The sequence below is a fragment of the Streptomyces sp. NBC_00442 genome (assembly GCF_036014195.1).
In the GTDB taxonomy this organism is placed as follows: domain Bacteria; phylum Actinomycetota; class Actinomycetes; order Streptomycetales; family Streptomycetaceae; genus Streptomyces.
In genome coordinates this window covers 1,444,626-1,458,216 of record NZ_CP107918.1, presented here as the reverse complement: position 1 = coordinate 1,458,216, position 13,591 = coordinate 1,444,626, and the positions used below count along the sequence as shown (strand labels likewise).

Genomic DNA, 13,591 nt, shown 5'->3' with positions numbered 1-13,591 from the left:
CGTGCTGCCCACACTCTTCGATCCGGCGGGGGTGGCCACCGGTACCCTTTCTGTATGAGTGCTGACCTTCGTACCGAGAAGCCCGCGGGGCGCTTCCGCCGGATGCTCGACCGGCTGTCCACCTCGCAGGAGGACTTGCACTCCGCGGAACTGCAGGAGGACACGCAGGCCACGGGGTGCACCCGCATCTCCGAGTGCAGCGACCGCCAGATAGTCAAAGTCACTGGTACCTTGCGGACGGTCACCCTGCGTCCACGGGCGGGTGTGCCGGCGCTCGAGGCCGAGCTCTTCGACGGCACCGCCCCGCTGGACGTGGTGTGGCTGGGACGGCGCTCGATCGTGGGCATCGAGCCGGGCCGCAAGCTCATCGCTTCGGGCCGGATCTCCATGAGCCACGGCCGGCGGGTCCTGTTCAACCCCAAATACGAACTCCGACCGCTCGGACAGGAGTAGCCGGTGACGTCAGTCGACAAGCCGACCACCACCCCCGCCCCCGCGCCGCCCGCCGACGCGAAGGCCGTGACCGAGGCCGCGCTCTTCGACGCGTTCGGCGGGGTCCGCGGCATGGTGGAGACGGTCCTTCCGGGACTGCTCTTCGTCACGATCTTCACGATCAACAAGGACCTGCACGTCTCGGCGATCGCCGCCCTCGCGGTGTCGCTGCTGCTCGTCGCGGTCCGCCTGGTCCGCAAGGACACCATGAAGCACGCCTTCAGCGGCGTCTTCGGCGTGGCCTTCGGCGTGGTCTTCGCGATGATCACGGGCAACGCCAAGGACTTCTACCTGCCGGGCATGCTCTACACGCTGGGCCTCGCCCTCGCCTACATCGTCACCACGTTGTGCGGGGTCCCGCTGATCGGACTGATCCTCGGCCCGGTCTTCAAGGAGAACCTGTCCTGGCGCACCCGCAACCCGGGCCGCAAGAAGGCCTACGCGAAGGCCAGTTGGGCCTGGGGCCTGATCCTGCTCGCCAAGTGCGCGATCCTCTTCCCGCTGTACTGGTGGGCCAACACCTCCCAGCTCGGCTGGGTCCTGATCGCCCTGAAGATCCCGCCGTTCCTGCTCGCCGTCTGGCTCACCTGGGTCTTCCTCGCGAAGGCCCCGGCGCCGATCGACGTATTCGCCGAGATGGAGGCGGAGGAAGCGGCCGAGAAGGCCCGCAAGGCCGCGGCCCGCGGCGAAGCCGGGGTGTAGGTCCCGCACACGGCCGAGCCGCACCACCGAGCCGCACGACCGAGCCGAAGCCGAAGGGCCCGCGACCACGACGGTCGCGGGCCCTTCGGCCGTGGTCCTGCGCGATCAGCTCTGGCGGCGCACCGAGAGGAGGTCCTCCAGCTGCTCCTCGCGGGCCTGCGCGGCCACGAACAGAAGCTCGTCGCCGGCCTCCAGGGTCTCCTCCTGGCTCGGCGTGAGCACCCGGGTTCCCCGGATGATCGTGACGAGCGAGGTGTCCTCAGGCCAGGCCACGTCCCCGACCTGCGTGCCCGCGAGCGCCGACTCCGGCGGCAGCGTCAGCTCGACCAGGTTGGCGTCGCCGTGGCTGAAGCGCAGCAGCCGTACGAGATCGCCGACGCTCACCGCCTCCTCGACGAGCGCCGACATCAGACGCGGCGTCGAGACGGCCACGTCCACGCCCCACGACTCGTTGAACAGCCACTCGTTCTTCGGGTTGTTGACCCGGGCCACCACCCGCGGCACCCCGTACTCGGTCTTCGCGAGCAGCGAGACGACCAGGTTCACCTTGTCGTCGCCGGTGGCCGCGATGACCACGTTGCAGCGCTGGAGCGCCGCCTCGTCGAGCGAGGTGATCTCGCAGGCGTCCGCGAGCAGCCACTCCGCGAGCGGGACCCGCTCGACCGAGATGGCGGTGGGCGCCTTGTCGACCAGGAGCACCTCGTGCCCGTTCTCCAGGAGCTCGCCCGCGATGGAACGGCCCACCGCACCGGCCCCGGCAATCGCCACACGCATCAGTGACCGCCCTCCTCGGGGCCCTGGGCGAACGCCGCCTCGACCTTTTCGACCTCGTCGGTCCGCATCATCACGTGCACCAGGTCGCCTTCCTGCAACACCGTCCGGGACGTCGGAAGCACCGCTTCGCCCAGCCGGGTCAGGAACGCGACCCGCACGCCGGTCTCCTCCTGCAGCTTGCTGACCTTGTGGCCGATCCACGCCGTCGAGGTGTGCACCTCGGCCAGCTGCACGCCACCGCTCGGGTCGCGCCACAACGGCTCCGCGCCGGACGGCAGCAGCCGGCGCAGCATCTGGTCCGCGGTCCAGCTGACCGTCGCGACCGTGGGGATGCCCAGACGCTGGTAGACCTCCGCGCGCCGCGGGTCGTAGATCCGCGCCGCCACGTTCTCGATGCCGAACATCTCACGGGCCACCCGGGCCGCGATGATGTTGGAGTTGTCGCCGCTGGAGACCGCCGCGAACGCGCCGGCCTCCTCGATGCCCGCCTCGCGCAGGGTGTCCTGGTCGAAACCGACGCCGGTGACCCGCCGCCCGCCGAAACCGGAACCCAGGCGGCGGAAGGCCGTCGGGTCCTGATCGACCACGGCGACGGTGTGCCCCTGCTGTTCCAGAGCTTGCGCGAGAGCGGCTCCCACTCGCCCGCAGCCCATGATGACGATGTGCACGTCCCCTTACCCCGCACTCCTGGTCGCCCCGATGACCTGCGCAAACACCCTGCTCACTACTTCCTTCTCGGCTAGCCGGGCAACGGCGTGGCAACAGAAATCCACGTTGCCGCCTGATGAGCTTATGCGGCCCGCCCGGGGACGCACTCACGCAGTGCCCCTCTGGCGGACACGGCCCGGGGGGAGGCGGGTGCGTCTTATTCAGACAGAGCGCTTACGATCCTCTGCGTGTCCAAACTGACCGACGTGCCCAAACGGATCCTGATCGGCCGGGCGCTGCGCAGCGACAAGCTGGGAGAAACGCTCCTCCCTAAGCGCATCGCACTTCCCGTCTTTGCCTCCGACCCGCTCTCGTCCGTTGCGTACGCGCCGGGAGAAGTACTCCTCGTGCTGTCCGTGGCGGGTGTGTCGGCGTACCACTTCAGCCCCTGGATCGCCCTCGCGGTCGTGGTGCTGATGTTCACCGTGGTCGCCTCCTACCGGCAGAACGTGCACGCCTACCCGAGCGGCGGCGGCGACTACGAGGTCGCCAACACCAACCTCGGGCCGAAGGCCGGACTCACGGTGGCCAGCGCCCTGCTCGTCGACTACGTCCTGACCGTGGCCGTCTCCATCGCCTCGGGCATCGAGAACCTCGGCTCCGCGATCCCGTTCATCGTCGAGCACAAGGTGCTCTGCGCCGTCGCCGTCATCGTGCTCCTGACGCTGCTGAACCTGCGCGGCATGAAGGAGTCGGGCAAGCTCTTCGCCATCCCGACGTACGTCTTCGTCGCCGGCGTCTTCCTCATGATCGCCTGGGGTGCCTTCCGCGGGATCGTGCTCGGCGACACCATGAAGGCGCCGACCGCGGACTACACGATCAAGGCCGAGCACCAGGGCCTCGCGGGCTTCGCCATGGTCTTCCTGCTGCTGCGCGCCTTCTCCTCCGGCTGCGCCGCGCTCACCGGCGTCGAGGCGATCAGCAACGGCGTCCCCGCCTTCCGCAAGCCCAAGTCGAAGAACGCCGCCACCACGCTCGCCCTGATGGGCGGCCTCGCCGTCACCATGTTCTGCGGCATCATCGCGCTGGCCATGTCGACCCATGTGCGCATGGCCGAGAAGCCCGCCGAGGACCTGCTGCACAACGGCTCCCCGCTCGGTGCCGGCTACGTCCAGAACCCGGTGATCTCGCAGGTCGCCGAGGCCGTCTTCGGACACGGCAGCTTCCTGTTCATCGTGCTCGCCGCGGCCACCGCGCTGGTCCTGTTCCTCGCGGCGAACACCGCCTACAACGGCTTCCCGCTGCTCGGCTCGATCCTCGCCCAGGACCGCTACCTGCCGCGCCAGCTGCACACCCGCGGTGACCGCCTCGCGTTCTCCAACGGCATCGTGCTGCTCGCCGGCGCCGCGGTCCTGCTCGTGGTGATCTACGGCGCGGACTCCACCCGGCTGATCCAGCTCTACATCGTCGGCGTCTTCGTCTCGTTCACGCTCAGCCAGACCGGCATGGTCCGCCACTGGAACCGCCACCTGGCCACCGAGACCGACCAGGCCAAGCGCCGCCACATGGTCCGCTCGCGCGCGATCAACGCGTTCGGCGCGTTCTTCACCGGCCTGGTCCTCGTGGTCGTCCTCGCCACCAAGTTCACCCACGGCGCCTGGGTCGCGCTGCTCGGCATGGTCATCTTCTACGGAACGATGACCGCGATCCGCAAGCACTACGACCGCGTCGCGACCGAGATCGCCGCGCCCGACGAGCCGAGCGACGACAGCCTGCGCCCCTCGCGCGTCCACTCCATCGTCCTGGTCTCCAAGGTCCACCGCCCCACCCTGCGCGCCCTGGCCTACGCCAAGCTGATGCGCTCGGACCAGCTGGAGGCGCTCTCCATCTCGGTCGACGCGGCCGAGACGAAGGCGCTCAAGGAGGAGTGGGAGCGGCGCGGCATCAACGTACCGCTCAAGATCCTCGACTCGCCCTACCGCGAGATCACCCGCCCGATCATCGAGTACGTACGGGGCCTGCGCCGCGAGAGCCCGCGCGACGCGATCAGCGTGTTCATCCCCGAGTACGTCGTCGGGCACTGGTACGAGCACCTGCTGCACAACCAGAGCGCGCTGCGGCTCAAAGGGCGCCTCCTGTTCACCCCCGGCGTGATGGTGACGTCCGTCCCCTACCAGCTGGAGTCCTCCGAGGCCGCCAAGAAGCGGGCCCGCAGGCGGGCGGACTGGAACGCGCCGGGCGCGGTGCGCCGCGGCCCGGTGGCCCGGCCCAAGGAGCCCAGCAACAAGAGCTGAGCGGTGCTCGTGGCGGGCGGCCGGGTGACACCCACGTAGACTGGTGGGCTGTTCACCCGGCCGCCCGCCGTTTCTCCCCTCACCCCTGGAGTCACCCACCCATGCAGCAGAACGCACCCGAGCCGTCGGCACCTGAGCCGTCGGCAACCGAGCCGTCGGTGTCGTCGCTGGTCGGGGAGGAGTACGAGGTCGAGGTCGGGCCCGTCGCGCACGGCGGTCACTGCATCGCCCGCACCGCCGAGGGCCGCGTCCTGTTCGTACGCCACGCCCTGCCCGGCGAGAAGATCGTGGCCCGCGTCACCGACGGCGAGGCCGACTCCCGCTTCCTGCGCGCGGACGCGGTGACGGTCCTGGAGCCCTCGAAGGACCGCGTCGAGGCCCCGTGCCCCTACGCCGGCCCCGGCAAGTGCGGCGGCTGCGACTGGCAGCACGCCAAGCCCGGTGCCCAGCGCCGCCTCAAGGGCGAGGTCGTCGCCGAGCAGCTCCAGCGGCTCGCGGGCCTCACCCCCGAGGAGGCCGGCTGGGACGGCACGGTCGTGCCGGCCGAGGGCGACAAGCTCCCCGCGGGCCAGGTCCCGGCGTGGCGCACCCGCGTCCAGTACGCGATCGACGACGAGGGCCGCGCGGGCCTGCGCAAGCACCGCTCGCACGACGTGGAACCCGTCGACCACTGCATGATCGCCGCCCCCGGCGTCTCGGAGCTCGGCATCGAGAAGCGGGAGTGGCCCTCCCTGGCGTCGCTCGAGGCGATCGCGTCCTCGGGCTCGCACGACCGCCAGGTCGTCCTGACCCCGAACCCCGGCGGCCGCCTTCCCCTGGTCGAACTGGACAAGCCCGTATCGGTCCTGCGCGTCGAGGAGAAGGACGGCGGAGTCCACCGCGTCCACGGCCGGGCCTTCGTCCGCGAGCGCGCGGACGGCCGCACCTACCGCGTCGGCATGGGCGGCTTCTGGCAGGTCCACCCGCAGGCCCCCGACACCCTGGTGAAGGCGGTCATGCAGGGCCTGATGCCCCGCAAGGGCGAGATGGCCCTCGACCTGTACTGCGGCGTCGGCCTGTTCGCGGGCGCGATCGCGGAGCGCGTCGGCGAGACGGGCGCGGTGCTGGGCATCGAGTCCTCCAAGCGCGCCGTCGAGGACGCCCGCCACAACCTGGCCGACCTGCCCCGCGTCCGCATCGAGCAGGGCAAGGTCGAACAGGTCCTGCCCCGCACGAAGATCACCGAAGCCGACCTGATCGTCCTCGACCCGCCCCGCGCGGGCGCCGGCAAGCAGACGGTCAAGCACCTGGCAGCCCTGGGCGCCCGCCGCATCGCCTACGTGGCCTGCGACCCGGCGGCGTTGGCCCGCGACCTGGCGTACTTCGCGACGGCGGGCTACAAGCCGCGGACGCTGCGGGCGTTCGATCTGTTTCCCATGACGCATCATGTGGAGTGCGTGGCGATTCTTGAGCCGGTCGAAAAGGGCCGCTGACGCCCGACTTGCACGCCCAGCTCGTGTGCTGACGTGTCGGCAGCAGTAGAAGGCCGCCCTTCCGACCGGTATGACATCCGGGCTGGAAGGGCGGCCTGCTGCTGTGCGGATATCCCGTCGTGGTTCGTCTGGGCGGCAAGGGGGCGCGATGCCGTTGGGCGGGCGATGGGCCCGCCCAACGAGTGGGGGCTGAGGGCATCGGCGCCGGCGAGATGGAAGACGCAGGCCTCGTCCGAGACCGCGAGCGTCCACAGGCCGGCGCCGTCAGATCGGCGACATGAATGGGGCAGGGATGTCGGCTCATGTCCGAGCGACTCGTGTTCGGTGCATCGCAACACGACCCTCCCCCGCCGACGAAGTAGGGGTAGGTATGGACGGAACCCGTAGGTGATGTGAAGACCGCGTTCCTGGCCGCCTTGTTGTGCTGAAATGTGCTTTCCCATGGGAGGCTCCAGCCTGGCCCCATGGAGCCGGCGGCAGAGGACCCGTCGGCCGCCCTTTGGGACGAGTAGTGGCGGGCCGCGGTCCAACCGCCGCCGACCTTCGCCTGGGTCAGGTCGGTGGACGTGAGCGAGAACGCTCCGGTCGCGGTGTTCACCGTTCCGTTCCGTATCGTCTGAGGCTGCGCGAAGCCAGTCAGGGAGCAGTCCGTCAGGCAACCGTCGGTCGAGGCATCGGGGATCGGCGCGGCGAACAAGAGTCGCATCGTCACTTTTCCGGTCCGGTCACCCGGCTCGGGGTTGGAGTCGTCCAGTACTTCTCCGATGGCCGTAGCGGTGAAGCCGGTCGCGTAGACGGAATCACCTGGCATGGAATTGGGGCACAGCTCCGGGGTGAGCGTCACTTGTGTACTGACGTACGGAACCGGGGTGGTCTTGTTGTTGTAGTGGTACGTTGTGGATGGAGCCGTGACGGTCTGGCCCTTGTCGATCGTGGTGTCCTTGCCGCATGAAACCTTCCAGGTCACCTTGACCTGATGCGGTGTGTCCACGTATTTGCCGTTGACGTACTTCGATTCGGAATTCAGCATTGCCGTGGACAGGGTGATTGTTTCCCCCATGAAAACCTGCCCGCTGAACCACTGGCTGGTCCCGACCCACTGCTGGCTGACTCCCCGCGTGGAGCCTTCGGGCCCCAGAACGCGGAAGTCATCCGGTTCTGCCCGCACGATGGAAGCAGTCGCCGCCGCGGCGATGCCGGAGCTTGCCTTCCCCTGCTTCCGGGGCTTGGGTGCCTGAGGGGCTGCACCTGGCTTCTGTTCATTTTTCCCCGCAGGGCCGCCCAGGGTGCGTTGGGCGGCCTTGGATTTGTCCTCCCGCACCTGTTTCCTGCGCTCGGCAAGCGACATGGGCTTCTGCGCCGGCGTGGGCTTGGGGGCGCCCTTTGCGCGTGCCGCACCCGATGCGGAAGAGACCTGAATCCCCTTCGGAAGCGACAGGGCCGGTGGCGCGCCCGACAGCAACAGCGTCCACGCCGTCAATAAGCCCAAAGCCAATCTCGTTCGTCTGTGGAACCCTCGTGGCGTCATGAAACCTCTCCAGAAATGCTATGGGGAATGGTCGAGGGGGGAGTTCCGGGACGAGCGTCTGATGTCGGGAATTCCAGCTGGTGAGACGGGCGAGACGGGTGAGACGGGTGAGACAGGCATGACCGCAGCATCTGGAAGCACGTGCCCCCGCGTTGCCCGGAAGTCGGCTTCCGGGCACCTTCACTCCACTGGATTGCTTGCGTCCATCGACTGGACACCCCGAGCGGCAACCTGAATCCCCCCGAACACGCAGGTCGCACGTCCCTCCTTCGCTTTCCCCCTCCGATCAATTCACGCCGAGCTCAATCGACAGAACGCTAGCAATCGCACTCATCGACGTTCGAGTGGATGATCATCCAGGAAATTCAGGCATTCACCTGCGAAATTTGGTTTCCCGTACGAGGGTCGGAAGGGTGCGGCTCGGCGATGGTGCCCCGAGGCTGAGGTCGCGGTGGGGAGCCGAAGTGCGATCGCTGTGAGAGGCAGCGCCGGGGGTGCGGGAGCGAGCACGGCTGCGGTGGGGGCGAGTTCGGCGAGGAGGGTCTTCGCTTACGCCGGGCATCGGGGCTGGGCGCGTCATCCGTGGCTGGGTGCGCTTTGCAGCACGTGGTCAATGTGGCGGTGAAGGATGGCCAGCGCCATCTCCGGAGAGTGGTGGCCTGCAAGCACGTGGACCGTGAGGCCATCGGCCAGAGCGAGGAGGCTGTGGGCCTCACGGGTGGGGTCGAGATGCTGTGGGATTTCCTGGGTGTCCTGGCCGTAGCGGATGAGCCACGCGATGAGGTCATGGAGCTTGGCGTAAGTGTCGTGCAGGACGGCGGCCAGTTTCTCGCTGGCCGGTGCGTGGGCGACGAAGGCCAGCCAGACGTGCGCCTGCGTCGTCGATTCCTCATCCAGCAGGGCGAGTTCGGCCAGGGTGTGTGACAGCAGAGTGGCTGCGGCCTGAGGGGCGGAGGCTGTGGTGATGCGCTGGTTGGCGCGTTCGCTGACGTGCTGGGAGACGTGCTCCAGCGCGAAGAGCAGCATGTCCTCCTTGGTGCGGAAGCACCGCTGGACGGAGCCCATGGACACGTCTGCCTGAGCGGCGACGTCGCGGAGGCTGACGGCTTCCATGCCGGAACGCGCGATCAGGGTGCAGACCGCCTCGGCGATCCGTCGGCGTCGGTCCTCGTAGTCGACCTGCCTGGGCACACTCATCCCCTCCTGGTTTCCGATGCACTTGCATCATATTCGGCTGCATTGCACGATGTGATGCGACCGCATCGGAACGATGTGTGTATTGCGGAGGGGGAGCCTGTCATGGGGAAGCAGCTCAAGAAGCCGGACAACAGCTCAGGCGAGGGGTTGTTCTGGCTGTTCGGCGCCATCCTGGTCATCCAGGGGTTCGGCTCCGCCATCACGGAGGCCGGGTGGGGTACGAGTTTCGGTGTCGCCGGCCTTCTGCGGGCAGCCCGTGTGCCTGAGTGGGGAACCCTCCTGGTCGGCTTTGCAGGTGCGGCCCTGCTGGCGGCAGCGGCGCGCCGTCACTATGCGAGGAGGCGGGCGCACCGACGTCCGTGAGCGGGCCTGAGGCCGACCACCGCTGCGTGGAAGGCTCTTGGCGTGGCTGGTCCGGTTGAGAGACGTCCCGTAGACGATCTCTGAGTTGCCGCTGATGCGGTCGCTGCGACTGCGGCCGGTCGTCTATCCGGTGAGGTTGAGGTTGTGCAGCCGGGCGATGCCGCGCCTGGCATGGTGGACGCCGTCACCCCTGAGCTGGCAGTCCCGGAGGGTCTGCCAGGTCTTCATCCGGGCAAAGACGTGCTCCACTCGGGCACGGACCTGCTTGTGTGAGCGGTTGTGCTCTTGCTTCCAGCCGGGCAACTCTTCGCCGGGAGTGCGGCGGTGCGGCATGATCAGCCCGGTTCCTGCCTCGACGTCCCCTCGCGCCTCCGTCGTGCGGGGAGCCGCCGCGGAGGATGAAGCGCAGCCGCAGCCGGTTCGTCGGGGTGCAATCGCACGCGGATTGCTCATCGGTCAGGCCGGGCCGCGACGCCGCCGAGCGCGCGGGACGGGACGTGCGGTCGGGTGCGACGTGGGTGGCTGGGTCTCCGCGGGGGCGTCCGGGAGGGACAGAGGCTCGACAGGACCTCGCGGTTGGCCATCGACCGCGTCCATGCCGGGCAGGAACGCATGATCCGGTCCGATGTGGGCGTGCTGGGCGCGTGCAGGTACCGGGAGGATGTGTCGGCGGGTGAGTTCAGTGACGTCGATCATGGGCGCGGCGACGATACGGCTGAGGATCTGCGCCTGCTGAGGCTCCACAGTCGTCAAATGACTGAGCACGGCCAGGACTTCGACCAGTTCCCGGCTCCAGCCGGGTTCCCAGCGCTCGGGTCGCTCACGGTCGAGTTCACTGGTTACTTTGCCGGGGGTGCGGTCGCTGCGGTACGCGAGCCAACTGTCGAGTACATTGCGCCCGCCCGTGGAGTAGTTGCGCATACGTGGAGTGACGCCGGTGAAGATGCCGCTTCCGATGACAAGGTGCTGGCCTTCGATGTCGTACGTGACGGCCGATGGGAGCGTGTCGGACGCGACCTCTCGGGCGTACGTGATCTCGGGGTGCAGGCGCCGCCACCAGTTCGATGTGCCTGCCGGGCGGCCGTCCTCGGGGTTGATGCAGCGTGTACCGAACGTTGAGGCCCACAACACGTGGTACCCCACGCCGACGGCCTCGCGCCAGAGGCCGCGATCGGAGGTCAGGGGGATACGTACACCGGGGGAGTTGAGGTCGTCCGCATAGCGCTCGGTGAAGCCGGGATGGGCCGTTACAGCGGCGACGTAGGCGAGCAGCTCCTCGGGGAGAACTTGCTGGAGGCCGTAGGAGTTGGCGAGGTGTGGCAATAGCCCTGGCGTGACGTTGGGAGTTCGATCGGCGTGCATGAGTGGTAGGACACGTCCGCCGTTTCCATTGAAGTAGTGCATGTCGGGGATCAGGGCCGTGAAGAGTAGTCCCGCCCCTGTCTGCAGGCGTTGGGTGTGCTGCTCGACTACGAAGATTTGGCCATCGATGTCGGTCTGCCACAACTCGGGGCGCGAGCGGTCGATGACGCGGCCATCGGGTATGAGCCATTGGCGGTCCAGGGCTCTGCGGGCGATGCGTATCGGAGCGGGGCAGGGTCCTTGCTCGATGCGTAGACGATTCGGCGGGTGGGGATGACCCGGGATCTGGAGGGCTTCCTTGTCCAGGGTGCGGTCTTGGGTCTCTTTGAACAGCTCCTCTTTCGTGGCAGGGTCGCGTTCTTGGACGAGTCGGTTCCAGCGTCGGCGCAGGACGGTTCTGGACGGACTGATGACCCAGTTTCGGTTGGGCTTGATGCCCGGCTTGCACCAGGGCATGAGCTCGGTGAGGGCGGGGAAAGTGTCCCAACCGCTCTGGGAAGCGGGTGTGAAAGGGACGGACTCGACAGGTCGGGCCGCGCGCCAGCCGGGACCGTCGATGTGCAGGTTGCGCAGCTGCTCCTCTTTGCTCTGCCTGGAGCCATGAACGGCAACATAATGGATCGGGGCCACGTCCTCTTCTCGCTCGCCTTGCCGGCGGACGAAGATGGCGATGGCCAACTCCTGCTGGACTCCGGGGAAGAAGCGGCTGTTGAGCGGGGGTCTTTTGGTCTCCGGTGTGAGGTCGATGATCCAGCCCTCGGTGCAGGTGCGCCGCAGGTAGGAGCGCATGCCCTGGAAGCCGGCACCGCGGATGAAGCCGCCGGTGCTGACGAAGCAGACGATGCCGTGGCGGTGATCGCCGTCCTGGTCGAAGACCTTGTGGGTGGCCCAGCGCCAGAAGTAGGTGCACAGGCTTTTCAGTTTGTTCTCGTACACGCCTGCTGCGCCGCGTAGCCGGAAGTCGTCAAGGGGCGGGGCACCGCGGCCCGGTGAGCCCTTCTCGATCCACCCGCCCTGGCCCTCTGCCTGTTCGCGGTGGGGAGGGTTGCCGATGACGACGGTGATGCGTTCGGTGCGCTGGATAGTGCTGGCTGCCTCGGCGTCATCACGCAAGGGCCCCCACAAGGCGCCATAGCGGTCGAAGAGTTCACTGGGTCGCCAGGGATCGGCGAGAGTGTCGGCCAAGTGCAGGCGCATGTCGCCCAGCGGGACCCGGGCGTTGAGGTGCCGGAGCATTTGCCCCACACGCATCTGAGCGACGGCAAAGGCGCCCATCTGCTTTTCGAACCCGATCAGTCGGCCCGCGAGTTCTTGCACGGATTCGGCACGGAAGCCTTCGTTGCCACCTTCGGACTGTTTGCGGGCGACGAGTTCGATGATGCCGGTGAGGAAGGTCCCGGTTCCCATGGACGGGTCGATGATCGACACACCGGGGTCGGCGAAGCCGTCCGGGCAGTCCAGAGTGGTCGCCAGTACTTCGTCGACCAGGCGGATCATCTCGGTCACCAGCGGGGCCGGGGTGTAGTAGGTGCCGGAGTCCTTGCGCAGCTCGGCGTCGTACTCCTGCAGGAAGTGCTCGTAGAGATGGACGTGGAAGCCGGGTTCGCCGGCGAGAGCACTTCCCCAGTCGATGGCGTCGATGACGCGCACGAGCATGTCCAGACTGTCGCGGAATTCTCCCTCGACCTGGTCGGTGAGGATCTGCAAGGCGCGGCCCATGACGGAGTGTTCGGCTCCAAGCCGTCTGCCTATCTCGTGCAGGCTCATACCGACAAGTGCCTTGTCGTTCCCGCCAGCCGTGTCGGAACCGGCCAGCAGGAGAGCGAAGGTGACGGACTGTGCGTAACGATCGGCAAAGGTCGCGTGCTTGTCCCGGTCGTCCGTGGTCGGGAAGAGGTCGACTTCGAGCGTGGCGGCCAGGTCGGTGAACGGACGCTGGTGGCGCGGAAGGCTCGCTTCGGCGTCGAGGCGATCATGAACACAATCACGCAGGAGCGCGCACAGAGGGGCGACCTGGGTGACGATCTCCCGCATTGACGTCAGGGGATGGGGCTGCCAGCCGAAGAATGCGACAAGCATCGCCTCGAAGGCGGCCTCGCCGGCGACCGGCAGTCGTAGCCGGGAGCCGGCGCTGCGTAGATCGCCCTCGAAGTGGATGGTGTCGCCGTACTGCCGACCTGAGCGGTACATGATCCATGTCTGACCGTTCGTATAGATCAGATTGGGCAGTTTGGCCATGCCCTCCCATTGGCGACGGTCCCGCTTGTTCAGGCCGCTGGGATGGATCGTGCTCTTGTCGGGGCTCTTCAGCTCGACGTAGCCGACGATGTTGCGAGGTGATCCTCCCACCCGTACGGCTAGGTCGGGGCGTATCCGGTGCGCGGCGATGGCAACCTCGGCATGGACGACCGCTCGCAGTCCCAACACCCCTGCCGCATCGACGAGAAGCGTTTCGACTGCCCGGCGAATCGCGGCTTCCTTCTGCCCGTGCAGCAACGCCTGCTTACATGTCGCACCGAATTCGCTGACGATGCTCCGCAACCGCTCCTTGCGCTGCATCCCGCCCCCCGAGGTCAGCACACCCCCACCGCTTCTTCAACTCACGGTAATCACATCATCACTTCTCGTCGAGAGTGCCTCTCGCCCCGAGGCGCCGAGTCCGGGGGGCGACCCCGGTCCAGAGCGAAGCCGGGTGCCGCCCTCCGATGTGAGGGGGTGGCGTGAGGCCCCGGACCAACCTCTGTCCGTGGAAGGGGTAT

The 13,591-nt window shown here is 67.8% G+C and carries 9 protein-coding genes and 2 pseudogenes; 5 read left to right on the top strand and 6 right to left on the bottom strand.

Going from position 1 to position 13,591, the window contains the following annotated elements; all coding sequences use genetic code 11:
- Positions 1-54 precede the first annotated feature (54 nt).
- Both OG432_RS06485 and OG432_RS06480 read left to right on the top strand, forming a co-directional pair.
- Entirely contained in the window at positions 55-453 is a 399-nt protein-coding gene (locus tag OG432_RS06485; RefSeq protein WP_078966308.1) for an OB-fold nucleic acid binding domain-containing protein, read from the top strand.
- Positions 454-456: 3 nt separating this feature from the next.
- The gene (locus OG432_RS06480; protein WP_328308627.1) at positions 457-1,194 is read left to right on the top strand and encodes a DUF3159 domain-containing protein; all 738 of its coding nucleotides are present in this window, start codon (positions 457-459) and stop codon (positions 1,192-1,194) included.
- Between the two features lie 105 nt (positions 1,195-1,299).
- On the opposite strand, the gene OG432_RS06475 is transcribed toward OG432_RS06480, so the two are convergent.
- Together OG432_RS06475 and OG432_RS06470 are read right to left on the bottom strand one after the other, a co-directional pair.
- Complete coding sequence (locus tag OG432_RS06475; protein ID WP_328308625.1) at positions 1,300-1,968, bottom strand: potassium channel family protein; 669 nt, start codon at positions 1,966-1,968, stop codon at positions 1,300-1,302.
- The gene (locus OG432_RS06470; RefSeq protein WP_328308623.1) at positions 1,968-2,636 is read right to left on the bottom strand and encodes a potassium channel family protein; all 669 of its coding nucleotides are present in this window, start codon (positions 2,634-2,636) and stop codon (positions 1,968-1,970) included. The genes OG432_RS06475 and OG432_RS06470 overlap by 1 nt, the downstream gene beginning before the upstream one ends.
- Before the next feature lie 228 nt (positions 2,637-2,864).
- Here OG432_RS06470 and OG432_RS06465 point away from each other — a divergent pair, with 228 nt between their 5' ends.
- Both OG432_RS06465 and OG432_RS06460 read left to right on the top strand, forming a co-directional pair.
- Positions 2,865-4,910 carry an APC family permease gene (locus OG432_RS06465; protein WP_328308621.1) on the top strand — a complete coding sequence of 682 codons (2,046 nt, stop codon included), beginning with the start codon at positions 2,865-2,867 and terminating at the stop codon, positions 4,908-4,910.
- 101 nt (positions 4,911-5,011) lie between these two features.
- On the top strand, positions 5,012-6,382 hold the full coding sequence (locus tag OG432_RS06460; RefSeq protein WP_328308618.1) for a class I SAM-dependent RNA methyltransferase: 1,371 nt from the start codon (positions 5,012-5,014) through the stop codon (positions 6,380-6,382).
- A gap of 376 nt (positions 6,383-6,758) precedes the next feature.
- Here the strand turns inward: OG432_RS06460 and OG432_RS34915 are convergent.
- Positions 6,759-7,088 (bottom strand): annotated as a pseudogene (locus OG432_RS34915) (DUF6531 domain-containing protein); the annotation flags it as partial.
- Between the two features lie 1,398 nt (positions 7,089-8,486).
- Complete coding sequence (locus OG432_RS06455; RefSeq protein WP_328315022.1) at positions 8,487-9,101, bottom strand: TetR/AcrR family transcriptional regulator; 615 nt, start codon at positions 9,099-9,101, stop codon at positions 8,487-8,489.
- Positions 9,102-9,209: 108 nt separating this feature from the next.
- Here OG432_RS06455 and OG432_RS06450 point away from each other — a divergent pair, with 108 nt between their 5' ends.
- Positions 9,210-9,470, top strand: coding sequence for a hypothetical protein (locus tag OG432_RS06450; protein WP_328308616.1), 261 nt, complete (start codon positions 9,210-9,212; stop codon positions 9,468-9,470).
- A 123-nt stretch (positions 9,471-9,593) separates the two neighbouring features.
- Here the strand turns inward: OG432_RS06450 and OG432_RS06445 are convergent.
- A pseudogene (locus OG432_RS06445) lies at positions 9,594-9,821 on the bottom strand (transposase family protein); the annotation flags it as partial.
- Positions 9,822-9,926: 105 nt separating this feature from the next.
- Positions 9,927-13,391: a type ISP restriction/modification enzyme gene (locus tag OG432_RS06440; protein WP_328308614.1), complete on the bottom strand. Its 3,465-nt coding sequence runs from the start codon at positions 13,389-13,391 to the stop codon at positions 9,927-9,929.
- Positions 13,392-13,591 lie beyond the last annotated feature (200 nt).

Bases quoted from the DNA above. Each gene is read 5' to 3' on its own strand.
- OG432_RS06485 (WP_078966308.1), top strand. From the start codon at position 55: ATGAGTGCTGACCTTCGTACCGAGAAGCCCGCGGGGCGCTTCCGCCGG.
- OG432_RS06475 (WP_328308625.1), bottom strand. From the start codon at position 1,968: ATGCGTGTGGCGATTGCCGGGGCCGGTGCGGTGGGCCGTTCCATCGCG.
- OG432_RS06460 (WP_328308618.1), top strand. From the start codon at position 5,012: ATGCAGCAGAACGCACCCGAGCCGTCGGCACCTGAGCCGTCGGCAACC.
- OG432_RS06450 (WP_328308616.1), top strand. From the start codon at position 9,210: ATGGGGAAGCAGCTCAAGAAGCCGGACAACAGCTCAGGCGAGGGGTTG.
- OG432_RS06440 (WP_328308614.1), bottom strand. From the start codon at position 13,391: ATGCAGCGCAAGGAGCGGTTGCGGAGCATCGTCAGCGAATTCGGTGCG.